Source organism: Ochrobactrum sp. Q0168, from assembly GCF_016427605.1.
Taxonomy (GTDB): Bacteria; Pseudomonadota; Alphaproteobacteria; order Rhizobiales; family Rhizobiaceae; genus Brucella.
In genome coordinates, this window is record NZ_JAELXQ010000007.1 from 209,100 (window position 1) to 235,357 (window position 26,258).

The following is a 26,258-nucleotide window of genomic DNA, read 5'->3' on the forward strand; positions in this document are numbered from 1 at the left end:
TGTGAGGAGCGAAACAGGCGGGAAACAAATGCTGACATTGCGACAAATCGAAGTTATCCGGGCAATCATGGTGACCGGGACGATTGCCGGTGCGGCCAAACTGTTGAATGTCTCTGCTCCGGGGATCAGCAGGCTCATGAAATATTCGGAAGATTCCCTCGGCATCCGGCTCTTTGATCGCTGCGGCGGGCGTTATGTTCCAACATCACAAGCCCGCAATATCTTCGATCTTCTGGATACGGTGCACCGGAAAATCGATGATCTGCAATCGGCTGTTGCCGATTTAAGCAAAGGCAAGGCGCAGGAACTCTGCGTTGCATCCGTGCCGAGTATAGCCAATGTAATGGTGCCGCGCGCGGTCGCAAAGCTGCGCGAGCGTTATAGCGATGTTCACCTCGACCTCAATATTCTCAAGATTGAAGAAGCTGTTGACTATCTTCTCCTAGGACGTGGCGAGATCGTTGCAATCTCATCGCGCTTCGATCATCCGCTGATCGAATTTGAACCGCTGGCAAAGGGGCGGTTGCTCTGCATCGTGCCTGAGACAAGCCCGCTGGCATCACGCGAAAAGATCACACCTCGGGAAATGTCAGAACATCCGCTGATCGGCATCAACCCGAAAGACCCATACGGCGCAATCATGGCGGCGATGTTTACCAATGCGGGTCTCGACTATCGCATGAACATCAAAGCCCGCTTCGGGACGACCGTGTGCAGTCTGGTCGCAGCCGGATTGGGTATAGCGATTATCGACGAATTTACGGTCGCGCATGGCGTGGTGCGTGGCCTGAAAAGCATTCCAATTGACGCGGAGAGCGCCTTTCACACTTATATTGCCTATCGCAACGATCTGCCGCTTTCCGTCTATGCGGAACATTTCATCGATGTGTTGCGCAAGGAAATGAACGCTGTCAGCTCATTCAGCCAGTAATGTCGACGCTCAGAGAATTAACATCATGTTATGGATTCCTATTCATTTGGTAGGCGATATTATCTCTGCCATTCGCTAATCTGTTCCCGGGAGCGCTCGAATACAAGCGCGCAGGCTAGGATCAGTGAATTCATGGCATATGGCGATAATGCTCAATCTTTGCAGGACAAAGGGCCGTTTCCAAATGGAGCGACGCGCCTTTTTCCTGTGGTTGGAGATCCGATTGAGCAGGTGCGTTCGCCGGAAGTAATGACGGAACTGTTCCGCGAGCGCGGCGAGAATGCGCTTGTTGTTCCGCTGCATGTTGCGCCATCCCATCTGCCAGTTGTTTTCGCCACATTGAGCGTGGTGGATAATATCGGCGGTTTGCTGGTGACGATACCGCACAAGCAGCAGGCCTATGAGCTATGTGCCGGACTGACGGACAATGCTGCCTTCATTGAGGCGGTCAATGTTGTTCGGCGCGCTGGAAATGGGTGGTACGGCGATAATACTGACGGCATCGGCTTTCTCGATGGCATCGAACGGGAAGGGTTCGATGTACAAGGGAAAAGCGTCCTTCTCGTCGGATGCGGCGGTGCTGGAACAGCCATTGCGCTGGAAATGCTGAAGCGAGGAGCAGCGCGGCTTGCCATTCACGATGTCGACGCTAACAAGCGTGATTCTGTAATCGGCAAGCTCAGTGCACGTTATCCGGGTAAGGTTGTCATTGGCAGCGATGACCCTTTCGGGTTCGATCTGATTGCAAATGCTACGCCGATGGGTATGAAATCGAATGATCCATATCCCGTAAACGTAACAAAGTTGCGGTCAGAGCAGTTTGCTGCTTGCGTGATCACCAAACCGCACGTATCGCCATTTATCGAGGAAGCTAGAAAACGGGGCTGTCAGACGATGATTGGTGCTGGAATGTTCGATGCGCAGGCGGAGGTCCTGGCGGATTTTGTGACCGGTCACGACGGGCACTGTGCAGGTTGCGCGCCGTTACCTACACCCGAAAAAGGGTAGGCTTATCTCTATATCTTGATCTCTATGAACTTAAGGGGAGGAACTAAAATGCATTATCGTAAGAAACTTCTGGCGCTTTCGACGGCGGTTTTCGCGACTTTCGGCGCAGCCCACGCAGAAGACGTGGTCAAACTCGGCATGGTTGTCGAGCTGTCCGGTCCGGGCGCACCGTCCGGCACGAACTGGCGTGACGGCATCAAGATCGCCATTGATGAAGTGAATGCGGGCGGCGGCATTCTGGGCAAGAAGGTCGAGCTGGGCGAGTATGATACCCAGACCGATCCGCAGGTCTCGCGCGCGCTCGTGCAGAAGGCCATTGACGATGGCGCATATGCCATCCTTGGCACGATCTATTCGGGCTCGACGATGGTCAACATGCTGGTTGCACAGCAGAACAGCATTCCGCAATTCGTCGGTTCGGAATCGCCGAGCATTGTCGAAAAGGGCAATCCGTTCGTGTTCCGCACGTCAACCGGCGCTCAGAAGGGCGTTCCAGCACTGACGTCTTACTTCACCGACACGCTGAAGGCGAAGAAGGTCGGTGTGGCCTGGCTGAACAACGAGTTCGGCAAAGGCGGCCATGACGTTTTCGTTGAGGAAATGAAGAAGGCTGGGATCGAGATTATCGCCGACGTTGCCTCCGAACAGGCGCAGACTGATTATGCGGCCGACGTTGCCAAGCTCAAGCAGGCTAATCCTGAAGCGATTTTCGTCTATATGAACCAGGAAGAATCTGCACGTTTCCTGATTGAAGCGAAAAAGCAGGGTCTGAAGATGCCTCTCGTTGGCGAAGTAACGCTGACGGAAGCCAAGGTGGTTGAACTTGCAGGCGGTGCTGCGGATGGCGCTATCGCACATGTTGGCATCACAGCTGCGGCGACGGATGTGCCGGGCATCGGCGAATTCGCGAAGAAGTTCGAAGAAGCCTACAAGCGCAAGCCGACCCATGACGCTTTGAAGGGTTATGTCGGTGTCTGGACCACCAAATATGTCACCGACATGGTGGGCAAGCTCGACGGTGAAGCATTTGCTGAAAAGATGCATGGTCTTTGCCTGAAGGCGGCTGACTATCCGAAAGTGCTTCTTGACACCTGCTGGGATGACCGCGGGGAAATGTCCCGCCCAAGCTTCATGGTTCAGGTGAAGGACGGTGTGCCGACGGTCATTGGTACCGTTCCGGCAAACTGATCAATCCTTTCAGCAGAGGCGGCGGCTTGGCTGCCGCCTCAGACGGGTAAAGTCATGTCCCAGTTTCTACAGGTTTTGTTATCCGGTCTTGCGACCGGCTCCATTTACGCACTTGTTGCGATCGGTTTCACACTGGTTTGGCAAGCAGCCCAGACCGTGAACTTCGCTCAGGGTGAATTCGTGATGCTGCCGGCCTTCTTCGTTCTGGCGGCAATGACCATCTTTGGTATTTCGTTCTGGCCCGCTCTGCTTATCGGGTTGGTGGTCGCTCTGATCGTGCTTGGGCTTTTGTTCAAGAAGCTGATCGTTGAACCCATTCTGCCCCATGGGGGTATCACGCTGATCATCGCGACGATGGTCTTGGGCATCTTGCTCAAAGAAAGCGTGAAAGAATTCTATTCCGCTGAAGCGCAGCCATTCCCATCGATGTTCCCGAACGATCCAATCGAGTTTTTCGGCGCGGTTCTCTCATTGCGTGACATTCTCAATCTGGCGCTATCGCTCGGTATCGTCGTTCTGCTAACGCTGTTCCTCAATCGCACCCGCACGGGTCGCTGCATGCAGGCAACAGCGCAAAATCCGGCTGTTGCGGAAATTCTTGGCGTCAATATCAAGCGCATGATCCTCTATACATTTCTGATCAATGCAGCGCTGGCCGCTCTGGCGTCCTATCTGATCAGCCCTGTCTATCTCGCAAAGTTTTCCAACGGTGAAACGCTTGGCCTTATCGCCTTCATTGCGGCCATTGTTGGTGGTTTCAACCAGATCCGCGGTGCGCTCGTCGGTGGATTGCTGATCGGTGTTCTCGATAATCTGACGGCGGCTTATGTGACCGCGCAGTATCGTGCCGCTTTGCCATTGGTCCTGTTGATCGTGATTATTCTCGTCCGTCCGCAGGGCATCATGGGCACTTCCGAAGGGAGGGCCGTGTGATGACCGCAAGCAAGCGCAATATTTCAATTGCTGTATTGTTGCTTTTGTCGGTGCTCGCACCGATCGGGCAGGGCAACTACATCATCTACGTTTTGACATCCTGGCTGATCTTCTCGATCGCAGCGATGGGTCTTAACCTAACGCTCGGTTATGCAGGCCAGATTTCGCTGGCGCAGGCGTCCTTCATGGCGATTGGCGCCTATACCACGGCGCTGCTGACATTGGCTGGATGGCATTGGTTTCTGGCAATGCCGGTCGGTCTCGTCCTGTGTTTCATCGTGGGCCTTGTACTTGGCTATCCGGCTTTGCGCGTCAAAGGGCATTTCCTTGCCTTCGTGACGCTTGCCTTCAACACTCTGGTCTTTCTGGTGTTGCGTAACGAAGAGTGGCTGACCGGCGGCAATTACGGTCTCGTCGGCATGCCGCGTCCTCATCTCGGACTGTTCGCCACCACCAAGCAGCTGCCATTCTACTACTTCACGCTCGGCATCACTGTTGTCGCCGCGCTGATCATGTGGGGCATCGTGCGTTCCCCGTGGGGCCGCGCCTTCAAGGCTCTGCGGGAAAACCCCATCCGGGCTGAAAGCCTTGGCGTTGATACACGTCGCATCACGCTTCTGGCGTTTGCCATCGGCTCCGTCTATGGCGGGCTTGCCGGATCGCTGATCACACCGCTGGTTCAGTTTATCGAGCCGGGTTCCTTCGGTCTCGTCCATTCACTGCGCATTCTGCTTATGGTTGTTGTGGGTGGTGCAGGCTACTTCTTCGGCCCTTTCATCGGTGCTGCGGTTGTCATCCTGCTGCCGGAAGTGCTTCGCTTCACGGAAGGCTACTATCTGATCATTTATTCCGTACTCGTGATCGTCATGCTGATCTTTGTGCCATCGGGTCTGATCGGAGTGTGGGGCAAGTTCCGCGAAAAATTCTGGCCGAAGCGTCAGGTGCGCGGTGACATGAGCGAAGGAGCGCGGCTGAAATGAGCAGTCCTGTACTTTCCGTACGCAATATCGAGAAGCGTTTCGGCGGCATTCACGCCGTTCGTGATGTGTCCTTCGACGTCAATCAGGGTGAGATCCTCGGGCTGATCGGGCCGAACGGTTCCGGCAAGTCGACGCTGTTCAACTGCATCCTTGGCCAGCTCCAGCCCAATGCTGGCGAGGTGCAGGTCAACGGCAAGAACGTTTCAGGCATGCGTGCATCCGACCTCAACAAGCTTGGCGTCGGACGAACCTTCCAGCAGCTTTCAGTCTTTCCGAAGATGTCTGTTCTTGAAAACATCATACTCGCTGGACAGGAACATAAAGGCACCATGGCTTCGCGGCTTTTTGGTCCGGGTGATGCCGGGCTGACCGAGGAAGCGGAACAGATGATTTCGTTCTTCCGCCTCAACCATCTTCGCGACGAACTGGCGGGGTCGCTTTCCTACGGCCAGCAAAAGCTGGTCGATGCTGCCATGGCGTTCATGGCAGGCCCCAGTCTTGTTCTGCTCGATGAACCGGCCGGTGGCGTTAATCTGACAATGCTTGCTAATCTCAAGGATCGGCTCGTTGCTTATAATGCGGAACATGGAACGACTTTTGTGGTCATCGAGCACAATATGGAGTTCGTCATGAGCCTTTGCACGCGCATTATAGTGCTGGCGGAAGGCCGCATCATTGCTGAAGGCAAGCCCGAAGAAATCCGGTCAAACCAGATGGTTATCGACGCTTATCTGGGAGGATGACATATGCTTGAACTCAAAGACCTTCACGGTGGCTATGGAAAGATCACCATTTTGAACGGTGTGTCTTTCTCCATTCCGAAGGGCTCGATTACGACTGTGATCGGCCCGAATGGAGCAGGTAAGTCAACCGTATTCAAGGCGATCTTCGGTCTCTTGAACATCCACTCGGGACAAATCCTGCTGGACGGAAAAGACGTCACCCGCAATACGCCGCGCCAGATGATCGCCAACGGCGTGACCTATGTGCCGCAAGGGCGCAATGTGGTGCCGCAACTTTCCGTCTACCATAACCTTGAGCTTGGGGGTATCACATCACCTGATCCATCCAAGGTTCGCACCCGCATTGAGCAGGTCATGGATCAGTTTCCAATGCTGCGGCAGTTCCGGGACCGTAAAGCGATTGAACTGTCAGGCGGCCAGCAAAAGCAGTTGGAGGTCGCCCGTGCTCTTCTGCTTGATCCGAAGCTCATTTTGATCGATGAGCCGTCCATCGGTCTGTCACCCAATCTCGTTCAGGAGGTGTTTCAAACACTCATTCGCTTGCGTGATCAGGGTGTAACCATTCTCATGGTCGAGCAGAATGCGAAAGCCGCGCTCGCCATGTCGGACTACGGCCTGGTTCTCGAACTTGGCCAGACGCGCATGCATGATGAAGCCTCAAAGCTTCTTGCTGATCCGCGCGTCGGGCAGCTGTTCCTTGGCGGACATGTCGAGCATGACGACGCAAAAGTTTGACGTCATCGACGCTCCTGCCAATCGTCTGGGGGAGTGTCCAATCTGGTGTGAGCAGACGGGCACCCTATGGTGGGTCGATGTGCTCACACCAGCGCTCATAAGCTATGTCCCGCAAGCGGGGCAAGTTCAACAGCACAAGGTTGAGGCCCGCCGTATCGGGTCTCTGGCCTTGCGGGAAAAAGGCGGCCTTATTCTAGCTTGCGACAATGGTCTATTTGCCTTTGATCCCGAGAGCGGCGAACAGACGTTTCTTGTGGACCCTGAACCGGGTGTATCGGGTCATCGCAAGAACGATGGACGTGCGGATTGGGCGGGCAATTTCTGGATCGGCACCTTGCGCGAAGCGGATTACGCACCTGTGGGCGCGCTTTACCGGGTACAACCGGATTATGCCGTATCAAGGGAAGCCGCCGATCTCGCAATTCCTAACGGATTAGCCTTCGATCAAGATCGCAAGCGCATGTATTTCGCTGATACACGCGCCTATACGATTTGGATGCGCGATTATGACCCCGCACAAAACCAGCTTGGGGAGCCGCAGATTTTCGCAACGACGACTGCGCCGGAACGACCGGATGGCAGTTGCGTTGACGAAGAAGGCTTCGTGTGGAGTGCGATTTACGCTGGCGGTAAGCTCATCCGTTTTGACCCGGACGGCGCGATAGATCGCGTGATCGAACTGCCGGTCAGCCATCCGACCTGTTGCTGCTTTGGTGGCGAAGCCCTCGATACGCTGTTTGTCACCTCGGCGATTGAGCCCCTTGGCCCTCAAGAGCGAACAATAGAACCACTTGCTGGCAAGGTGCTGGCGTTCAAACCGGGCGTTCGGGGACGAGCCGAATTTAAAACCCGACTTTGAAACAACGCGCAATCAATCGACGATACTGGCCCGAATTTGCTGAACGCGGGCGCAACAAAAACCGGAAGCAGGAGAGCACGCCATGAAAACTTCGATAGCAACGGTTTCGATCAGTGGTGATCTACCGCAAAAGCTCGAAGCTATCGCCAAAGCCGGCTTCGACGGTGTGGAGATTTTCGAGAACGACTTTCTCACTTTTGATGAAAGTCCACGTCAGGTTGGCCATATGGCGCGTGATCTCGGACTAGAGATCACGCTGTTTCAGCCTTTCCGCGATTTTGAAGGCATGCCGGAGCCGTTGCGCAGTCGCACCTTTGACCGCGCTGAGCGCAAATTCGATCTGATGCAGGAGCTTGGCACTGATCTCGTTCTTGTGTGCTCGAATATATCGCCGGTTGCTATGGGTGGCCTTGATCGGGCAGCCGATGACTTCCGCGAGCTTGGCGAGCGGGCAGCGCGCCGCAATTTGCGCGTGGGTTACGAAGCGCTCGCCTGGGGTCGCCACATTAACGATCATCGCGATGCCTGGGAGATTGTGCGCCGGGCAGACCATCCCAATGTCGGTCTGATCCTCGACAGCTTTCATACGCTTGCGCGCAAGATCGACGTGAATTCGATCCGCTCCATTCCAAAGGAAAAACTCTTCATCGTTCAGATGGCCGACGCGCCGCTGATCGATATGGATCTGCTTTACTGGAGCCGTCACTATCGCAATATGCCGGGTGAGGGTGACCTGCCTGTTCTGGATTTCATGCGCGCCGTGGCCGCGACCGGTTATGACGGCTATTTCTCGCTGGAGATTTTCAACGATCAGTTCCGCGGTGGGTTGCCCGCGTCCATCGCGGCTGATGGCCGTCGCTCGTTGATTTATCTTGGTGATCAGGTGCGTCGCGTGGAACCTGAAAATCGGCTGACTGTGACCGATATGCCTGCAAGAGCCAAAGTGGAGCGCGTCAGCTTCATCGAGTTTGCGGCCCATGCCGATAGCGCCGATAGGCTGGCGTTGGTACTGGGCGCCTTGGGCTTTCAGCTCGTGGGCAAGCACAAAACCAAGGATGTGGCGCTCTATCGTCAAGGCGAGATCAATCTGGTCGTCAATACCGATATACGCGGCTTTGCAAGCTCGGCCTATGCTGTTCACGGCACAACGGCCTATGCCATGGGCCTTGTCGTCGATGATGCTGCAGCCGCGCAAGCAAGAGCAGTTGCATTGGGAGCGGAGCCATTCGAACAGCCGCTCGACCCCGGCGAGATCGGCATGCCAGCGATACGCGGTGTTGGCGGCGGCCTGATCTATTTCCTTGATGAAAAGACCGATCTGGGTCGTATCTTCGATATAGAATTCGAACCTGTCGCAGAGGCTGGCGGCTTCCATGGGGTGGGGTTGACCCATATCGACCATGTCGCCCAGACGATGAAGTTCGATGAGCTTTTGACCTGGCTTCTGTTCTACACGTCGCTTACGGAATCCCGGAAATCGCCTATGGTTGATATTGTCGATCCGGGCGGCGTCGTGCGCAGTCAGGTCGTTGAAAATGACAGCGGCTCATTGCGGATCACGCTTAATGGTGCTGAGAACCGCCGCACATTGGCTGGTCGCTTCATTGCAGAAACCTTCGGTTCCGGTATTCAGCATCTGGCATTTGCCACCGACGATATTTTTGCGACAGCTGCAGCGCTGAAAGCCAACGGCTTTCATACGCTGGAAATTTCGCCCAACTACTATGATGATCTCGAAGCGAGGCTCGGCCTCGATCCGGATTTCACGGATAAGCTCAAAGCCGCCAATGTGCTCTATGATCGCGATGAAACCGGCGAATATTTTCAGCTCTATAGTCCAACCGACGATCAGGGTTTCTTCTTCGAAGTTGTGCAGCGGCGCAGCTATAAGGGCTATGGCGCTGTGAATGCCATCTTCCGCATTGCAGCGCTTCGGCGCTATCTGAGGCCCGATGGCATGCCCAGGATGATGCTCTGAGGCAATATCGCGATACGACCACGAGCTACTGCCTGAATATTTCAGTTACGCGCCGCAAACATTTAAGTGTTTGCGGCGCGTTTCATTATTATGGAAAACTATTTTAAGTCGGCTCGATGGGCTAATAGAACCTTCCTTGATAAATTCTATATAAATTATAGGTTTTTCGCGAATGCGAGAGACCATGACCAAAAATACGTTAGGAATATCAACGGATGTGCTTGTTGTTGGAGGAGGGCCAGCGGGTTGCTGGGCCGCGTGGAATGCTGCCGCAAACGGTGCGAGCGTCGTACTCGTAGAGAAGGGTTATGTTGGCACGAGCGGTGCTACCGCTGCCGGGAACACGACGACAATCTACACACGTCGCGGGACTGCCGAACGGAGCGCGACGGTCACACAGAGGGTGCGGTTGGGGCAGGGTTTTGCCGAGCAGGAGCGCATTGAGCGCGTGCTCGACCGGACATATGAGAACCTCGATTTGCTCGCTCAGTGGGGCTACGACTTCCCAACTTATGAAGATGGAACACCCTATCGCGGCATGCTGCGGGGACCCGACTATCTGCGATTTATGCGGCAGAAGCTCATCAAGGCGCGTGTCCAGATCATCGACCATTGCCCGATCGAAGAACTGCTTGTGTCGGACGGAGTGGTTGCAGGGGCCATTGCGCGATATCGGCGATCTGGTGAAACTCTGCATATCCGTTCCGGTGCAGTTGTGATCGCTACGGGCGGCTGTGCTTTTCGAAGTGGTGCGCTTGGCACCAACAACCTTACTGGCGATGGTTATCTTATGGCTGCGGAAGCGGGTGCCGTTCTTTCCGGCATGGAGTTTTCGGCGCAGTTTGGCATTTCTCCCGCCTATTCAAGTGTGACGAAAGGCGTTGTCTATTTCTGGGGCACGTTCAGTGACGAACAAGGCAATGAACTTTCTGCGGCAGGGGATCGCCAAAGCGTTGTCGCGCGGGAACTAATCAAGGGCCCGGTCTATGCGGTGCTGGACAAAGCGCCGCCGCGTCTACAAGAGGGGTTTCGCCGGGGACAGCCGAACATTTTTGTGCCCTTCGATCGCATGGGGATCGACCCATTCACGCAACGTTTTCCCATCACCCTCCGTCATGAAGGCACGGTTCGCGGTACTGGTGGGCTCAAGATTGACGGTCGTACAACGACGACGATCCCCGGTTTGTTTGCCGCTGGCGATGCCGCTTCCCGTCAGGGCATGTCTGGGGCTTCGAGCGGCGGTGGCGGACCGAACTCCAGCTGGGCGATGGCGACAGGTTCATGGGCTGGCGAGGATGCGGCGAAGTTTGTGCAATCGCTTGGTGCAAACTGGCGCGACCGGGCTGTGCGTTCCGCCAATGCGCAATTGAGCGAACGGGCCGATCAGGCAACTGGCGATGTCGATGCGGTTTTGGATGATGTCAAACAGCAAGTTCTTCCGTTGGATGGCGGGTTCTTCAGAAACCATGATCGTCTGGTCGCAGTTTCTGAGAGGCTGACCGCACTTTGGCAGGACGAGTCCTGGCGATCGCAACGCTCAACGAAGGTGCGTGAGGTCGAAGCGCTTATCGCGACCGCTCGCTGGGCAACCCATAGCGCGCTGTTGCGTAAGGAAAGCCGTGGTTTGCAGCGTCGCACGGATTTTCCGGAAGCAAATCCCACCATGGCGAAGCCGATCGACTCCGGTGGTGTCGACAACATCTGGGCTTCGTTCCAGAGCGCAAATCGAGTGAGTGCAGCATCATGATTGAGATCGTTAGTGAAGATCGCTGCATCAAGTGCGATCTTTGTGTTGAGGCCTGTCCGGACGATGTGTTCGAGGCTGTTCCCGATGGCGCTCCCATCATCGTTCGGCAATCGGACTGCCAGACCTGTTTCTTGTGTGAGCTTTTTTGCCCGACAGACGCGCTCTACGTATCGCCTCTTTCCGAGGCAATTGAAGGCGCGACAGAGAGCGAACTCATCGCACGAGGTGTGATGGGGAGCTTCCGTCGAGAGATGGGATGGAAAAATGCCAAGCCGCGCGGAACGGCTGGCGACTGGAGTTACCGGATCTTCGAGACCGGCAAAATCATACCCTGACTGGAGAAATGTATGAGACGTTTTCTATCAACCATGCTGTTGGTTGTCGGCGTTCTAACGGCTGCGGCAGCGCCATCGCATGCAGAGGATGCACCTGCGACTATTCGCTTTGGTGATGTGGGCTTTGGGTTCGGGACGCCATTCGGCGTTGGCCTTCAGGCTATTGCTGACGCGAAGGGCTTTATCGCCGACGAATTCAAAGGCACCTCTACCAAGATCGAGTTTACCTATTTCACGGGAACGGGTCCAGCGATCAACGAAGCGCTGTCTAACGGTCAGCTGGACTTTGCGTCCTATGGTGCGGTTCCCAATATTATTGGCAAGGCCAATGGTCTCGATACTGTCATTCTGGCGTCCTATGGCGGCACCACGATCTTTGGCGCGTCCAGGCCGGACCTCGACATCAAGACGATTGCCGACTTGAAGGGCAAAAAAGTCGCCATCCAGAAAGCGACAATCATTCACTGGGCGCTGATTACGGCTTTGAAGAATGCTGGCCTCTCCGAAAAAGATATCACCATCGTCGATCTGAAAAATGCGGACCAGCTTGCGGCTATTGCAGCAAAGAGCGTCGATGCCGTATTCGGTGCAGACTTCCTGCTTCCACTTGAGGATAAAGGTCTGGCCAAGATCTTCTACAAATCCTCTGCTGTTGGCGCGACCGGCGACGGTTTCGGCGCATTCCTCGTCACCGACAAGTTCCGTAAAGCCTATCCGGAAGCAACGCAGAAAGTCGTGACGGGCTTTGTCAAAGCCGCGCAATGGCTGTCGGATGACAAAAACCGGGAAGAGGCATTCAGTATCTGGTCGCGGGCAGGGTCGCCAATAGAGGTCATTCGCAAGTCCAATGAAGGCGGCGAGCTTGGTAAGAAGTACAATCCGCGTCTCGATGGTTTCTTTGCGGCGCGTTATCGCAGCGGTATCGACTTCGACAAGCAGCAGAAGCTCATTAGGCATGATATCGATCTCGATACATGGGTCGATAGAAGCTACGTGGACAATGCCGTCAAGACATTGAACCTTCAGTCGTTGTGGCCTGATCGTTCCGCGACGGGTGAACTTCTGAACTGATCGGAGAAAGCTGATGGCGACGTTCGAAGCTGGAGCCGACTTTAGCGTCTCCCGGAGAATGAAAGACGAGCGACTGGCGAAACTGCAGTTTCTCATCAAAAGCTCAGTTCTGGCCTTGACCGGGCCGGTCTGCTTGCTGGTTCTCTGGTGGATTGCGTCGGCTTACAGCTGGATTTCGCCGCAAGTACTGCCGCGTCCGGATTGGGTCTTCAATACGTTTCTGGATCTTCTAAAGGATGGCGACATATTCTCTGCCGCCGTCGTCAGCTTCCAACGCATTGCCGAGGGTTTTCTGATTGGCGCATCCCTCGGCTTTGCGTTCGGTTTCCTGATTGGGAAATCTAAAATCGCAGAGGCCTATCTGGGGCCAAGCTTCAGAGCGCTTGCCGCAGTACCCTCACTTGGGTGGCTGCCAATACTGATCCTGCTATTCGGCATCGAAGAAAGCGTGAAGATCATCATCCTTTCTAAAGCCTGTTTCGTGCCCATGGCTATCAGTACTGCCGAAGGAGCAAGGAACATTCCTAAAGGGTTCAACGAGGTTGCCGACATTCTCGGCCTCCGTGCGCGTACCCGGTTTTTCAAGCTGACAATCCCGGCCATGGCGCCCTATATCGCGAGCGGCGTCCGACTTTCGCTCAGTCAGGCATTTGTTTCCCTGATCGTTGTGGAAATGCTCGCGGGCACTGACGGGCTTGGTTACATGATGGTCTGGGGCCGCACGCTTTTCCAGCTCGATATCGTTATTGTTGGCATGCTCGTTGTGGGCGTTGTCGGCTTTGCCCTCGACCTTCTCCTGAAGCGGGCGGAAGCGCTGATGCGGAAGGGTAGTCATGTCTAAAGCTGAACGTTCCGCTTTGCGGATTCCTCGTGGCGCAGTGGTGCCGCTTGTGGCGGTCGCCGTTTGGTGGGGTGGTGTATCTGCAGGGCTGATCACTGGCCCCATGGCCATTCATCCCTTGCAGGTGCTGGAGGCGCCGTTCTTTGACCCTTCTGGGCGCGAATTGTGGGCGGGGCTTTTAGCAAGCATTGTTCGCGTGATGATCGGTGGCACTATCGGGTGCATTGCTGGGCTTGCACTCGGCTATGTGGTTGGCAGCTACCGCTGGGCCGGTTTGGCATTCGCACCGTCTATTCATGCCGTGCGTCAGGTTGCGCTCTTTGCCTGGATACCACTGCTGACGGCATGGTTTGGAAACGGTGAGGGCACCAAACTTGTGTTTACCGCTCTCTCGACATTTTTCCCGCTCTTTCTTGCAACAGAGCAGGGTGTGCGGCAGGTGCCGTCCTCGTTGATAGAAGTTGCTGACACATTGAATTTGCGGCGCTGGACCCGCATTCGTCGCCTTTGCCTGCCGTCGGCGCTTCCGAACATCTATGTTGGTTTGCAGATTGCCGCTCTATCGGCCTGGATCGGAACTGTCGGTGCTGAATATGCTATTGGAAATGGTCGTGGATTGGGCAGCTACATTGCCAGCGCACGCGATCAGTTTCGCATGGACATTGTGATTGCCGGCGTCTTCACCCTGGCAACGGGCGGCGTCTTGCTCGCGTCCATCATTCGCCATGTCACATCGATTATATCGCCCTGGAGCTCAGAGAATTGACGAACGCCCTTTCAATCGAACATGTCAGCAAGTCCTTTGTTCTGGATGGCGCACCTCGCCCGGTGTTGAGGGATATCAATTTTCAGGTCGGGCACAACGAGATCATATCCATTGTAGGTGCGTCGGGCTGCGGAAAATCCACGTTGCTGCGGCTGATTATCGGACTGGATGGTGACTATCGCGGGTCGATTGCGCGTGGCGACACTGACAAAACATCACCGACAAAGATCGGTATGGTCTTTCAGGACCATCGCTTGTATCCATGGCTAACTGTTGAGGGCAATGTCGAGTTGGCTTTCGACAAGTCTGATCTTTCGCCCGCATCCAAGTGCGAGAGAGTACAGCATTACCTCACGCTCGTCGGTCTCAGTGACTATGCGAAGGCCTATCCGAAGCAGCTTTCAGGCGGGATGGCGCAGCGCGCGGCGATAGCCAGAGCGCTGGCGCAGGAACCCGATATTCTGCTTATGGATGAACCTTTCGGTGCCTTGGATTCCATCCTGCGGATGCGTCTTCAAGATGAACTTTTGTCTATCTGGGAGAAGAATAAGGTCTCCATCATTATCGTGACGCATGATGTGGAAGAAGCGCTTTATCTCGCTGACCGGGTTTTGATCATGGAGCCTAATCCCGGTCGGGTGCGTGATGTGTTCGATGTCGGACTACCGCGTCCGCGCGACCGCAGCGCGTCCATATTGGCTGATCTGAAAAAGCGCTGCCTTGCCATGCTGGTTTGAACCGCTGCAGGCCTTCTAAATCACGATCTTCCAAGCTGCCTGCACAACGCTCTGCACAGTTTCGAATAGGAACGGAATCGCTTGACTCGCTCAAAACGATCATTAATGTTCACATTGGGAGCAGGACATGAGCGAAGCAAGAACACGTTTTCCGCAGGAACGTCACCGGCAGATGATGGACGTCATCGCCGATGCGAAACGTATTGGCACCTCGGATCTGGCTGGCATCATGGGTGTTTCGCTTCCGACGTTGCGTCGCGATCTCATCACGCTGGAACAGGCGGGGTTGATCCTGAGAATTCACGGCGGCGTCGTTGCCCGCGGTGCGGGCGAGGGTGTTGCCGAGCCGATGTTTCTGGAAAAACTGCGCATAAGTCAAAGCGCCAAGGCGCGGATTGGCGAAGCTGCTGCTGCTTATGTGGCCAATAATTCCACCGTTATTCTTGATTCCGGCACGACAGCGCTTTCTGTCGCGCGCGCGCTTGCGGGCAGGGCGATCACGCTTGTAACGATGGACCTGAAGATTGCCGAAGCGGCGGCTGTTGGCGCAACGGAAGTGCATATCATCGGCGGTCGGGTCAGAAATGACTATTATTCGCTCATCGGGGCCTGGGCCACGGAAACGCTACGCCATATCCGCGCCGATTGTTTCTTTCTGTCCGCCGACTGTGTCGATCTTGACGGTGTTTCCACGTCTACCGTCGAGGAAGCAGAAGTGAAACGCGCAGCAATCGCCATTGCGCAAAAGACGATACTTGTCGCCGATCAGCGTAAACTTGGATGCCGCAGTTTTGCGCCGGTTTGTGGGCTGCAGGATTTGAGCGGCTTTATCACCGATATTGGTTTTGAAGGCTCTTTGCAGCCTTATCGCGACCAACTGCCTTTTCTGGAAACCGTTTAACGGGCGCCTCGGGGGAGGAACTGAAATGCTAATCGCCAAACACGTTTTCGCCCGCTAAGCGGGCCAAGGCAACCAGCGCAGGGGAGAGCGCCAATGGATGCAAGACAGGACACGACGGGCAATTATCTGAAGGGGCTAGCCGTTCTGGCTATCGTCATCTTTGGAGTGTTGAGCCTGCTCGCGCCAGGCTTTCTAACGGCTGCAAACCTCAATTCAATGGGATTTCAGTTTCCTGAATTCGGGCTGCTTTCGTTGGCCGTTCTGCCGACGATGGTGTCGGGTGGCATAGATCTTTCTGTCGTGGCTACAGCCAATCTCGCCGCTATCGTTGCAGCGGTGATGATGAGGGCCGGACCCGAACTCGCCATCCTCGCCATTCCGGTTGCGCTTCTGATCGGAGTTGCATGCGGGCTGCTCAACGGCTTTCTGATTGCCTATCTGCGCCTGCCGCCAATTCTGGCTACGCTTGGCACGATGCAGCTGTTCACCGGGATTGGTATCGTAATTACCGGCGGCCCAGCAATTACAGGCCTGCCACAGTGGTACACAGCCTTTGGCAACTGGTCGGTTGGCGGCGTGGTACCACTGCCACTCGTTCTGTTTGTGGCCACAGCGCTTCTGTTGGGTTTTCTGCTTAAGAGAACACCGGTTGGTATCCACCTGCGGCTGTTCGGAGCCAATCCCGTCGCGTCCCATTTTGCGGGCACGCGCGAAAAAGGTTTGTTGCTTCGTATCTACGCTATTGCCGGTCTCATCGCATCGATTGCCGGGCTTGTGGTTCTGGCGCGAGTTAATTCCGCCAATGCCGATTATGGTAGCTCCTATCTGCTTCTTGTCATTCTCATCAATATTCTGGCAGGCGTTTCGCCAGCCGGCGGCTTTGGCACCGTGACCGGTGTGACGCTCGCCGTCATCTGTCTCCAGCTCATATCGAGCGGCCTGAACTTTCTGTCGTTCAGTGCGTTTTCACGCGATCTGTTCTTTGGTGGCCTGCTTGTGGTCGTCATGTCGGCACGCGTTCTGGCAGGCCTACTTGGCCTTGCGCCCGTTTTCCAAAGAAAGGCCCGTACGGCATGAAAAATCGATTACGTTCAACGCTCGAAGCATTGATGTTGACGCCTGGCCTGTCGGGCCATGAGGATCGCGTGCGGCGTCTCATCGCCCGCGATCTGGCTGATCTGCCGCTCGAATTTGCAACCGATCGTCTGGGCAATCTGATTGCAACGATGAAGGGGGATGAAAATGCGCCCTCCGTCATGCTGTTTGCGCATACGGATCAGCTGGGCTTCATCGTGCGCAAGGTCGAGGACAATGGCCTGATCCGTATCGAACGGTTGGGCGGTATTCCGGAAAAGGCGTTGCCTGCGCAAGCGGTGCTATTTTGTGTCGGCGAAGGGCGCGACGTTCACGGCGTCATTGCGAATAAGAGCCATCATGCCACGCCAGCCGAAGAAAAATACAAGGTTACGCCCTATGCCGAACTTTTCATCGATGTCGGCGCGGAAAGCGCTGCGGATGTAAAGGCGCTCGGCATTGAGATCGGTACGCCGGTGGTCTATGCACCGCGCGTCATCCATCTCAACGAAAACCGCGTTATTGGAACGTCGGTTGATGATCGGGCCGGTTGTGCCGTCGTGATGGAAGTTGCCCGTCAGCTCGCGAAAGGCGGTCCACGACCAACCGTTCATTTTGTTTTCGCGGTTCTGGAAGAGTTCAACCTGCGTGGTGCCATGGTCGCAGCGCAGGCCATCAAACCGGATATCGCCATTCAGCTCGATATCGGGCTCAATGCCGATACGCCGGATATGGCTCATCGCGGTGAAATTCAGTTGGGCGGCGGTCCGGCTATCAGCCTCTACTCTTTCCATGGCCGCGGTACGCTCAATGGAACGATCCCCCATCCGGCACTGCCGAAACTATTCTCCGACACCGCTGCCAGCGAAGCTATTCCGTTGCAACGTACAGCTCATACCGGCGCATTGACGGATTCGTCTTATGTGCAGCTCGTCAATGAGGGCGTTGCCTGTATCGATGTGTGTTTCCCGTGCCGTTATACCCATACGGCGCTTGAAATGTGCGATCTGCGCGATCTTGAAAGTCTCACGGCGCTTCTGGTCGCGGCTATTGGCAGGATCAACAAGGACTTCAGCCTCGACAGGGATCTTTACACCTGATGCGCTATTATCTGGGCATCGACATCGGCACATTTGAATCGAAGGGCGTTCTTTCCGATGAGGAAGGAAGGATCGTCGCCTCTACCGCACGTCCGCATCGCATGCTGGTTCCACAACCGGGGTGGGCGGAACATGATGCTGAACAAAACTGGTGGGGTGAATTTTGTTCGATTAGTCGTGAATTGATCGAACAAAGTTCTGTGGCAGCCAGCGATATTCGCGCAGTCGCGGCCAGCGGCATTGGCCCCTGTATGCTGCCAGTTGATGAAAAAGGCGCTCCGCTCATGAATGCCGTTCTTTATGGCGTCGACACGCGCGCGGCTGCTGAGATAGAGGAACTGACCGCTGAAATCGGGCTTGAACGCCTGATGCGGGAAGGCGGCAATGCGTTGACCTCGCAATCGGTTGGCCCAAAAATCCTTTGGTTGAAGAAGAACCATCCTGATATTTTTGACCGCACACACAAGTTCCTCAATTCCTCCTCTTTCCTCGTTCACAGGCTGACGGGGAACTATACGATTGATCACTATTCCGCGGCCGGATTCTCGCCGCTTTATGACGTTGCACGGCAGGACTGGACTGACGATTTTGCCGAACGCATCGTTTCACGTGAGCAACTGCCCGATCTCCTCTGGACAACCGACATTGCGGGAACGGTGACGCCGCAAGCCGCAGCCGCGACCGGGCTCGCTGTTGGAACGCCTGTGATCGCTGGCACCATCGATGCTGCGGCTGAGGCTGTAAGCGTTGGCGTGCAGAAGTCTGGCGAAATGATGGTCATGTATGGCTCGACCATGTTCATCATTCTGGTTACGGATCAACGCATCGCTGATACGCGGCTGTGGTATGCGCCTTGGCTTTTCCGTGGAGAACATGCCTGTATGTCCGGCACGTCGACCAGCGGAACGCTGACACGGTGGTTTCAGGAGCAGTTCGCTCGCGAGTTGCCTGCCGCCAGCGCCTTGCAAGCACTGGCGGAAGAAGCCGCATCGTCACCGCCCGGCGCAAAAGGGCTTTTTGTCCTCCCCTATTTTTCCGGTGAGAGAACACCAGTTCATGATCCGTCAGCACGAGGCATGATTTTCGGTCTCGATCTTACGCATAAGCGCGCTGACATTTATCGCGCGCTACTTGAAGGCGTCGCTTATGGCGTCAACGACATTTTCAATACCTATCACGCAGCAAATGCACCGCTGGAGCGAATAGCTGCTGTGGGCGGAGGCACCAGAAATGCCGTTTGGTCGCAGGCCATTTCCGATGTCAGCGGAAAGGTCCAACTCGTGAGAAGCAAGACCATCGGTGCGGCCTACGGAAATTGTTTTCTGGGTGCGCTTGCGGTCGGCGACGTCGCGAAGGCCGATATTGAGCAATGGAACCCGGTGGAAAGGCGCATTGAACCTGATGCGGGAACAAAGCACGTCTACCAGCAGGGTTTCGATACGTTCAAGAAGCTCTACGAGCGGACTGCCGATCTGATGCGGATCGCATCGGCTTGAAGGGAGGCCGGACGCAGTCACGCGTCCGGAAAGGAATTGGTGAAAGCCGCAGAAGCTTCGCCAGAATACAGCCTGACTGATTGCCGGGGAGGCAAGCAGGGGTGAACCAACGGAGGGAATAACAATGAATATCAGCTTGAGGAAAATGGCAGCCGGACTTGCTGTCAGCGCAGCTATTGTTGCTGGTGGTGCATTCTATGCGAACGCGCAGGACGCAAAACACACCATCGTCACTGTCGTCAAACTTTCCGGCATTGCCTGGTTCAACCGTATGGAAACCGGTGTGAAGGAATATGCCAAGGAAAGTGGAAACAACGCCACCCAGATCGGACCTGCTTCGGCTGATGCTGCCCTGCAGGTACAGCTGATCGAAGACCTGATTGCCAAAAAGGTGGACGCGATCACCGTGGTGCCGAATTCCCCGGAAGCTCTGGAGCCCGTGCTCGGCAAGGCGCTGCAGGCCGGGATCAAGGTAATCGGCCACGAAGCATCAAGCATGAAGAACGTCACCTATGACGTCGAAGCTTTCGACAATGGCGCCTATGGCGAACATCTGATGAAGGCACTGGCCGAAGCGATGGGCGAAGAGGGCGAATATGCAGTGTTCGTTGGCCATCTGACGGCAAAAACCCATAATGAATGGGTTGATGCAGCCATTGCCTATCAGAAAGAGCATTATCCGAAGATGAAGCTCGCGACCGACAAGATCGAGAGCAACGAGCAACAGCAGACGGCCTATGCCAAGACCAAGGAACTGTTGAGAACCTATCCGAAACTCAAGGGCATTCAGGGCTCCGCAGGTGAAGATGTTGCCGGTGCGGCGCTCGCGGTCGAGGAAGCGGGTCTTGAAGGCAAGGTCAAGATTGTCGGCACGAGCCTTGTTTCGGTTTCAGGCCCATATCTTGAAAGCGGCACGATCAACATGATCTCGTTCTGGGATCCGGCCAAGGCTGGTATCGCCATGAACAAGCTCGCCGCAATGGCCATTGATGGCAAGGCCGTAACCGATGGCATGGACCTTGGTGTCGAAGGCTACAACAAGGTTCAGCTCAAGGACAAGGTTGTCTATGGCCAGGCCTGGGTCGATGTGACCAAGGAAAATATGGGCAATTACGACTTCTGATCCATGGACAATGGGCCGCCGGGACAACCGGCGGCCTCTATGGGAGAGCTGCATGAGTGATACGCAGAATTCCGGCGCTTTTGTTCTGGAAATGCAGGCTGTTGCCAAGTCTTACGGTCCCGTACGGGTGTTGGAAGATGTGGGTTTAAGCCTGCGACCGGGTGAGGTGCGCTGTCTTGCCGGTGAAAACGGGTCCGGTAAATCGACTTTGATCAAGATATTATCCGGTGTCGTTCGTGCCGACGCCGGGACGGTCACGATTGGCGGCAAGTTCATCGAAAATGACGCGAAAGCCGCGATAGCAGCGGGGCTTTCAGTCATCTATCAGGACTTTGCGCTTTTCCCCAATCTGACTGTTTGGGAGAATGTCAGCTTTCTGGCGGCAGTGACCGAGAACAAGCGTTTCTTCAATCGCATGTCGGGACGTAAACGGGCGATTGAAACGCTTGCACGAATGAAGGTCGATATTGATCCCGATATTCTGGTGGAAAGACTGCCTGTTGCTTCCAAGCAGCTGGTTGCCATTGCGCGTGCGCTTGCCAATGATGCGCGCATTATCGTTATGGATGAACCCACCACGGCCTTGACCCGCAGCGAGGTCGCCAAGCTTCTTGATATCGTCTTTGCGCTGAAAGTAGAAGGCGTTGCCTTTCTGTTTGTCAGTCACAAGATCGAGGAAGTTTTTGCTGTTTGCGACAGCGTCACGGTTCTGCGTGATGGTCATGTCGTGGTGGCAGGACCGATAGGTGAATTCGATCCAGCGCGTCTGGTAGAGGCCATGTCCGGTCGACCAATTGACAGCCAGCGTCTGGCGCGTGAGGCGGTCACGCCTTCGCAAGCCATATTCAAAGTGCGCGATCTTGGGCGACGCGGCCAGTTCGCCTCGATCAATCTCGATTTGCGCGCGGGCGAAATCATATCCGTTGTGGGCCTTCTGGGGTCAGGACGAACGGAACTTGCGCTGGCTTTGTTTGGATGTCTTGCGCCGGACGAGGGTCGCATTGAAGATGTGAATGGACCATTACATCTCATGGCTCCTGCAGACGCGATGGAACACGGCATTGCCTATGTGCCGGAAGATCGTCTGACAGAAGGCCTTTTTCTCAATCAGCCGATCCGTGAAAACATCATCGTCTCAAGTCTTGAAGCGGATACTAAAGGTGGCATTGTCAGCGCGTCGAGCCTCACCGAGCGCGCGCGCGAAGCCGTTAAGCGGTTGCGTATCAAGACACCCAGTGTCTTCCCACCTGTGGTGACGCTGTCAGGCGGCAATCAACAGCGTGTCGTTCTGGCGCGATGGATGGAGAGAAAACCGAAGCTGCTTATCCTCAATGGTCCAACAGTCGGCGTCGATGTTGGTTCCAAACGGGAAATCCACGAACTATTGCTCGCATTGAGCCGTTCGGGAACAGCGGTTCTGGTGGTGACTGACGACATTGGCGAAGCCATTGCACTGTCCGACACGATCAAGGTGATGGTGAAGGGGCGAATTGTTGCCAGTTTCGATGCCGGTGATATCGATGAAGAAACGCTCTATCAGGAAGTCATTCGGGAGGACCGGCCATGAATAATTCGTTGATCCGGGTACTCTCGACACCACAGGGTGTTGTCTTTTTGACAGCAGTCGCTTTTGCGATTGTGCTGAGCATTCTCAATCCTGCGTTCTTCTCACCGGCAACGCTGATAGACCTGGCACGTAACTCACTGGTGACCGGAATATTTGCGCTCGGCGTTATGATGGTGCTGGCATCCGGCGGCATTGACGTGTCTTGCACGGCAATCGGCGCCTTTGCGATGTATGCAACGGTAAAAATCGTCATGGGTATTGATATCCATGTTCCGATTATCGCCTATTTCGGACTGGCAGCTCTCATCGGGGCCAGTCTTGGTCTTATCAATGGAATACTGGTCGGTGGACTTGGTCTACCAACACTTATCGTCACCCTTGGTACAATGAGCCTTTTTCGGGGGGCGTTGCTGACCTTCGTCGGGACGGTCTACATCACGTCGGTGCCGCGCGAAGTTATCAATTTCGCGCGCAGCATTCTGGTGCGCATGGAGAACGCATTGGGTCAGATGGTCTCGCTTCCAATGTCATTCTTTGTTCTGGTAGGGGTCGCTGTATTCGTCGCCTTCATCATGAACTTCACGCTGTTCGGGCGCAAAATCTACGCCATCGGCGGTTCTGAAGAAGCCGCCGCTCGCATTGGCATTCGCGTGGGGCGCGTCAAGCTATTGATCTATGTTCTGGCGGGCGCAATTGCTGGTCTGGCTGGCATGACCCATATGACCCTGTCGCGCATGGCTAATCCGTTCGATCTGGTCGGCATGGAGCTGAATGTCATCGCAGCCGTTGTTCTCGGTGGAGCCCGAATAACAGGTGGTCACGGTACAGTGCTCGGGACGCTACTTGGTGTATTTGTCATCACAATGATCAATACAACGCTGTTGATGGCGGGTGTGCCATCCTATTGGCAAAAGGTCGTCATTGGTTGTTTGATTATGGTGGGTACGGGCTTGCCGATATTGATCGAGCGATTGAGCCGGCATCGGGCGCGTCTGGCGCAGCCTTTGGGAGCGTGATAGGCGTCTATCGCGCGCGGCGAACAGTCACCGCGCGCGATTTGTCTTTTCATTAGTCCTTGCGGGCTTTCTTCACGATGTTCATGAATTCCTTGGCGCGTTCCGGATCGACCGCATTCCAGGTGTTGCCATCGACCTTCAGCGAAGAGCCGACAATGCAGCCATCGGCAATCTTGAGGATGTCGGCGACGGTTGCATGGCGCACGCCCGTATTGGCCAGAACCGCCGTGTTTGGCAGGACCCGCTTGACTGCTTCGAGGTCCGATACATTGGCGGCTTCACCGGTGATCGTGCCCGACACCAGAACGGCATCCGGAATGGAAGAGAAGACTGCTGAACGTGCCCGGTCGGGGAGGGGGCGGCGATCCATTGAATCCGCGAATTCAGCAGATACGTTGTCCAGCATGACAAGATCCGAACGGCCCAGACGATTGCGATAGCGCATCGTTTCACCCGCATTTGGCGTCCATGGCCCCATGTCGGAGGCATAAGTGCCGGTCAGAATTTCGCGCATGAAGGACGCGCCGGTTGCCGTGGCCAAAGCGACCGAGCTTTTGGGGTCCCAGAGAACGTTGACGCCAAAAGGCTTTGCGATTTCACCACGCAGGCGGCCAATAACATAGGCCATGGTCGCCGTGGAGGCGACATCGACAGCAAGTTCGTATGGACGGTCGTTTTCGTTGCCGAACATGACAGCATCGACATCAGCGTCCTGCAAAGCAGTGAGATCGCGACGCGCTGCCTCGACGATACCTTCGATGCCAGCTTCCGCGTCATAAAGCGGAGCGCCAGGCATCGGGTTAAGATGCACCATCGCGATGATGGGCTTCTTCGTCGGGAAAAGATCAAAAAACTTGCTCATGGTGAACCCCTTTGTTGTGCCGGTCTTCGGTTCAATCCGGAGACGGCGTTAGCTTCGTATTCTTCTTCCGACCTCGGGTCGGTTGATCTTCATGCAGTCTGCGCGCTCACATGTAAGCGCGCAGGATTGCCGGTAGCTCGGCGTAGTGATGCAGGTAGTGATCGATTGGATTTCCGGGCTGTTCAGTCAAACCGTAGCCGACGACCTTCATGCCTGCGGCACGCGCCGAGATTGCTCCCGTCAAACTGTCTTCGATTGCTATCATCTGTGCTGGAGCAAGGCGTAGCCGCTCGGCCGCAGCCAGATAAGGCTCTGGATCAGGCTTGCCATGCAGCACATCATTGATGCTGATGGAAAAGCGCAGCTTGTCTACAATTCCAAGCGCGGCGATGTTGGTGTCGACAATATTTCGACCGGAATTTGAGACGCATACCTGCAACAGACCGTAGTCCAATGCCGCGTCCATTGCTTCCAGGACGCCCGTGATGGGCCGAAGTTCGCCCGCTTTGGCGATGTAATGGTCACGAATGCGTTCGATCCATGGCTCAAAGCTCAAATCGGCTGGCAATCGCTGTTTGACTGCTTCAAAGACGGCATCCATATGGACCCCGCGAAATCGTTCTTCTGGAATATCGCTGAGATCGGTGCCGAAATGCGCCGTTCCAGCCAGAAGTGCCTTATGGTGAAGCGGCTCACTATCAACGAGCGTACCGTCAATATCCCATGCGATGGCTTTGATCGTCATCGTTGTGATTACTCTCTATAAAGCGGCTTGAGGTTGGTGTAGATCTCGCGGAAACGTTGGTAACCGCTGTTGTAAGTCGCTGCATTTTCGGGTCTTGGCAGGATGAGATCGCCGTTTTCAACGAAAGCGGCAATTCCCGACCAGCCGTCTACGGCATCTGCGCCCACAGCCGCCGCCCAGGCTGCGCCTAATGACGAGCCGGGATGCCCTTTGAGTTGACGAATTGGAGCCTGAAGCACGTCTGCAACGATCTGCATCCAGACGCGGCTGTTCGCGCCGCCGTCAGAAGCGAGATATTGTTTGGGGTGGTGCCCCATATCCTGAAGCACCTCGATATGGTGGCGTGCAGCATAGGCATAGGCCTCAAGCAATGCCCGCCAAACATGGCCGACCTTGTGATTGAGACTAAGACCGGTAATGGTGCCTCGGGCGAAGGGGTCATGGATAGGTGTCTTCTCGCCAAGAAAATACGGAACAATCGCCACGCCGTCAGCGCCCGCATCGATTTTCGCGGCAAGCGTGTCGAGATGCTGGTGCAAGCTTAAACCCGCATCAACTGCAGCTTGCTTTTCGCCGCCTGCAAAGTTCTCGGCAAACCAGTTGAGCCCGGAACCGCCGGTCGACATGCAACCATTGGGCATATAAAGCCCCGGTACCAGATGGTAGTCGAGGAACATGCGCGGATCGGGCGCTGCCTTTGCAGTCGCAACCAGAATGTCCAGCGCGCCGCCAAATTTGAGCAGTACCTGACCTTCTTGCGAAACACCTGCTGCAAGCGCTGAGGCAATCATATCGGCAGCACCGCCGACGACCGGTGTTCCCTCTGCAAGGCCTGTAGAGAGGGCAGCAGATTTCGTTATGGTTCCCATGACCGCATGAGATGAAACCTTCGCTGGAACGGCCGACAAAGGCAGGTGGGTGAGGGCGATCAATTCCGGGGACAACTCGTCGGTTGCGATGTCGACAAAACCAGCTTCCAGAGCCCAGTTTTGTTCAATCCGCCGTTCTCCGGTCAGCTTCCAGTTAATGTAATCATAGGAGCCGAAAACGGTTGCGATCTTGGCAAAGATCTCTGGTTCGTGCCGTTCGATCCAGCGCAGCTTGGTGGCGACAAGCTGCTGGTTGATGCCGTTGCCGGCTTTGGCAATGAATTCAGATTCCTCGATTTCACTGCGCAGTTCCGCGACTTCAGCGGCGACACGTCCATCGCTTTGCTGAATGCTGGGTCGAAGCACAGCACCATTCTCGTCCAGGAGAACAACTGCAGGCAACATACCGGTAACACCAACGCCAACAATCTCTGAGGCTGAGATGCCTGCTGTGCCAATCAGCTCTTGAATGATGGCACAGCAATTGCTCCACCATTGTTCCGGGTCTTCTTCAGCCCAACCGGGCTGACGCGACGTCAGGGTAACGGGTCGCGATGTGATGCCGAGCACTTCGTCCGGAAGTCGCACGAGAATGCCGATCGTAGAGGTGGTGCCGATATCAAGACCTAGAACGCAGCTCATGGAAATTTCCG

At 55.4% G+C, this 26,258-nt stretch carries 25 protein-coding genes; 22 read left to right on the forward strand and 3 right to left on the reverse strand.

Going from position 1 to position 26,258, the window contains the following annotated elements; genetic code table 11:
* The first annotated feature begins 28 nt into the window (after nt 1-28).
* The 22 genes from JAU75_RS14680 to JAU75_RS14785 all read left to right on the forward strand — a co-directional run bounded on the left by JAU75_RS14680 (nt 29) and on the right by JAU75_RS14785 (nt 23,129).
* Complete coding sequence (locus JAU75_RS14680) at nt 29-931, forward strand: LysR family transcriptional regulator (RefSeq protein ID WP_199057242.1); 903 nt, start codon at nt 29-31, stop codon at nt 929-931.
* Nucleotides 932-1,063: 132 nt separating this feature from the next.
* On the forward strand, nt 1,064-1,939 hold the full coding sequence (locus JAU75_RS14685) for a shikimate dehydrogenase (protein ID WP_199057243.1): 876 nt from the start codon (nt 1,064-1,066) through the stop codon (nt 1,937-1,939).
* Nucleotides 1,940-1,987: 48 nt separating this feature from the next.
* Nucleotides 1,988-3,127: an ABC transporter substrate-binding protein gene (locus JAU75_RS14690; protein WP_199057244.1), complete on the forward strand. Its 1,140-nt coding sequence runs from the start codon at nt 1,988-1,990 to the stop codon at nt 3,125-3,127.
* 54 nt (nt 3,128-3,181) lie between these two features.
* Nucleotides 3,182-4,060, forward strand: coding sequence for a branched-chain amino acid ABC transporter permease (locus JAU75_RS14695; RefSeq protein WP_199057245.1), 879 nt, complete (start codon nt 3,182-3,184; stop codon nt 4,058-4,060).
* Nucleotides 4,060-5,040 carry a branched-chain amino acid ABC transporter permease gene (locus tag JAU75_RS14700; protein WP_199057246.1) on the forward strand — a complete coding sequence of 327 codons (981 nt, stop codon included), beginning with the start codon at nt 4,060-4,062 and terminating at the stop codon, nt 5,038-5,040. The genes JAU75_RS14695 and JAU75_RS14700 overlap by 1 nt, the downstream gene beginning before the upstream one ends.
* The gene (locus tag JAU75_RS14705; RefSeq protein WP_113534267.1) at nt 5,037-5,783 is read left to right on the forward strand and encodes an ABC transporter ATP-binding protein; all 747 of its coding nucleotides are present in this window, start codon (nt 5,037-5,039) and stop codon (nt 5,781-5,783) included. Before JAU75_RS14700 ends, JAU75_RS14705 begins: the two co-directional genes overlap by 4 nt.
* Nucleotides 5,784-5,786: 3 nt before the next feature.
* On the forward strand, nt 5,787-6,518 hold the full coding sequence (locus tag JAU75_RS14710) for an ABC transporter ATP-binding protein (protein ID WP_199057247.1): 732 nt from the start codon (nt 5,787-5,789) through the stop codon (nt 6,516-6,518).
* Complete coding sequence (locus JAU75_RS14715) at nt 6,499-7,377, forward strand: SMP-30/gluconolactonase/LRE family protein (RefSeq protein WP_199057248.1); 879 nt, start codon at nt 6,499-6,501, stop codon at nt 7,375-7,377. The genes JAU75_RS14710 and JAU75_RS14715 overlap by 20 nt, the downstream gene beginning before the upstream one ends.
* Nucleotides 7,378-7,459: 82 nt before the next feature.
* A complete protein-coding gene (locus JAU75_RS14720) occupies nt 7,460-9,355 on the forward strand; it encodes a sugar phosphate isomerase/epimerase and 4-hydroxyphenylpyruvate domain-containing protein (RefSeq protein WP_199057249.1) in 1,896 nt (631 codons plus the stop codon).
* A 184-nt stretch (nt 9,356-9,539) separates the two neighbouring features.
* Nucleotides 9,540-11,102, forward strand: a complete 1,563-nt coding sequence (locus JAU75_RS14725; RefSeq protein ID WP_199057250.1) for an FAD-dependent oxidoreductase — start codon at nt 9,540-9,542, stop codon at nt 11,100-11,102.
* Complete coding sequence (locus JAU75_RS14730; protein ID WP_078337114.1) at nt 11,099-11,437, forward strand: ferredoxin family protein; 339 nt, start codon at nt 11,099-11,101, stop codon at nt 11,435-11,437. The genes JAU75_RS14725 and JAU75_RS14730 overlap by 4 nt, the downstream gene beginning before the upstream one ends.
* Before the next feature lie 12 nt (nt 11,438-11,449).
* Nucleotides 11,450-12,508: an ABC transporter substrate-binding protein gene (locus JAU75_RS14735; protein ID WP_199057251.1), complete on the forward strand. Its 1,059-nt coding sequence runs from the start codon at nt 11,450-11,452 to the stop codon at nt 12,506-12,508.
* Between the two features lie 13 nt (nt 12,509-12,521).
* On the forward strand, nt 12,522-13,349 hold the full coding sequence (locus tag JAU75_RS14740) for an ABC transporter permease (protein ID WP_078337112.1): 828 nt from the start codon (nt 12,522-12,524) through the stop codon (nt 13,347-13,349).
* Nucleotides 13,342-14,115 carry an ABC transporter permease gene (locus tag JAU75_RS14745; RefSeq protein WP_247880505.1) on the forward strand — a complete coding sequence of 258 codons (774 nt, stop codon included), beginning with the start codon at nt 13,342-13,344 and terminating at the stop codon, nt 14,113-14,115. The genes JAU75_RS14740 and JAU75_RS14745 overlap by 8 nt, the downstream gene beginning before the upstream one ends.
* Nucleotides 14,112-14,852 carry an ABC transporter ATP-binding protein gene (locus tag JAU75_RS14750; RefSeq protein ID WP_199057252.1) on the forward strand — a complete coding sequence of 247 codons (741 nt, stop codon included), beginning with the start codon at nt 14,112-14,114 and terminating at the stop codon, nt 14,850-14,852. Before JAU75_RS14745 ends, JAU75_RS14750 begins: the two co-directional genes overlap by 4 nt.
* Nucleotides 14,853-14,979: 127 nt before the next feature.
* Nucleotides 14,980-15,753, forward strand: coding sequence for a DeoR/GlpR family DNA-binding transcription regulator (locus JAU75_RS14755; protein WP_078337109.1), 774 nt, complete (start codon nt 14,980-14,982; stop codon nt 15,751-15,753).
* A 93-nt stretch (nt 15,754-15,846) separates the two neighbouring features.
* Nucleotides 15,847-16,830 carry an ABC transporter permease gene (locus JAU75_RS14760; protein ID WP_199057253.1) on the forward strand — a complete coding sequence of 328 codons (984 nt, stop codon included), beginning with the start codon at nt 15,847-15,849 and terminating at the stop codon, nt 16,828-16,830.
* Nucleotides 16,827-17,927, forward strand: coding sequence for a M42 family metallopeptidase (locus JAU75_RS14765; protein ID WP_199057254.1), 1,101 nt, complete (start codon nt 16,827-16,829; stop codon nt 17,925-17,927). The genes JAU75_RS14760 and JAU75_RS14765 overlap by 4 nt, the downstream gene beginning before the upstream one ends.
* Nucleotides 17,927-19,423, forward strand: coding sequence for an FGGY-family carbohydrate kinase (locus tag JAU75_RS14770; protein ID WP_199057255.1), 1,497 nt, complete (start codon nt 17,927-17,929; stop codon nt 19,421-19,423). Before JAU75_RS14765 ends, JAU75_RS14770 begins: the two co-directional genes overlap by 1 nt.
* Before the next feature lie 124 nt (nt 19,424-19,547).
* Nucleotides 19,548-20,546 carry an autoinducer 2 ABC transporter substrate-binding protein gene (locus tag JAU75_RS14775; RefSeq protein WP_199057256.1) on the forward strand — a complete coding sequence of 333 codons (999 nt, stop codon included), beginning with the start codon at nt 19,548-19,550 and terminating at the stop codon, nt 20,544-20,546.
* Between the two features lie 52 nt (nt 20,547-20,598).
* The gene (locus JAU75_RS14780) at nt 20,599-22,113 is read left to right on the forward strand and encodes a sugar ABC transporter ATP-binding protein (protein WP_199057257.1); all 1,515 of its coding nucleotides are present in this window, start codon (nt 20,599-20,601) and stop codon (nt 22,111-22,113) included.
* Nucleotides 22,110-23,129, forward strand: a complete 1,020-nt coding sequence (locus JAU75_RS14785) for an ABC transporter permease (RefSeq protein ID WP_199057258.1) — start codon at nt 22,110-22,112, stop codon at nt 23,127-23,129. Before JAU75_RS14780 ends, JAU75_RS14785 begins: the two co-directional genes overlap by 4 nt.
* Nucleotides 23,130-23,181: 52 nt before the next feature.
* Here the strand turns inward: JAU75_RS14785 and JAU75_RS14790 are convergent, their stop codons facing one another.
* The 3 genes from JAU75_RS14790 to JAU75_RS14800 all read right to left on the reverse strand — a co-directional run bounded on the left by JAU75_RS14790 (nt 23,182) and on the right by JAU75_RS14800 (nt 26,247).
* The gene (locus tag JAU75_RS14790) at nt 23,182-23,991 is read right to left on the reverse strand and encodes a BtpA/SgcQ family protein (protein WP_109365979.1); all 810 of its coding nucleotides are present in this window, start codon (nt 23,989-23,991) and stop codon (nt 23,182-23,184) included.
* Between the two features lie 106 nt (nt 23,992-24,097).
* Nucleotides 24,098-24,736, reverse strand: coding sequence for an HAD family phosphatase (locus JAU75_RS14795; RefSeq protein WP_199057259.1), 639 nt, complete (start codon nt 24,734-24,736; stop codon nt 24,098-24,100).
* Nucleotides 24,737-24,744: 8 nt separating this feature from the next.
* Nucleotides 24,745-26,247, reverse strand: a complete 1,503-nt coding sequence (locus JAU75_RS14800) for an FGGY family carbohydrate kinase (RefSeq protein WP_199057260.1) — start codon at nt 26,245-26,247, stop codon at nt 24,745-24,747.
* Nucleotides 26,248-26,258: the final 11 nt, after the last annotated feature.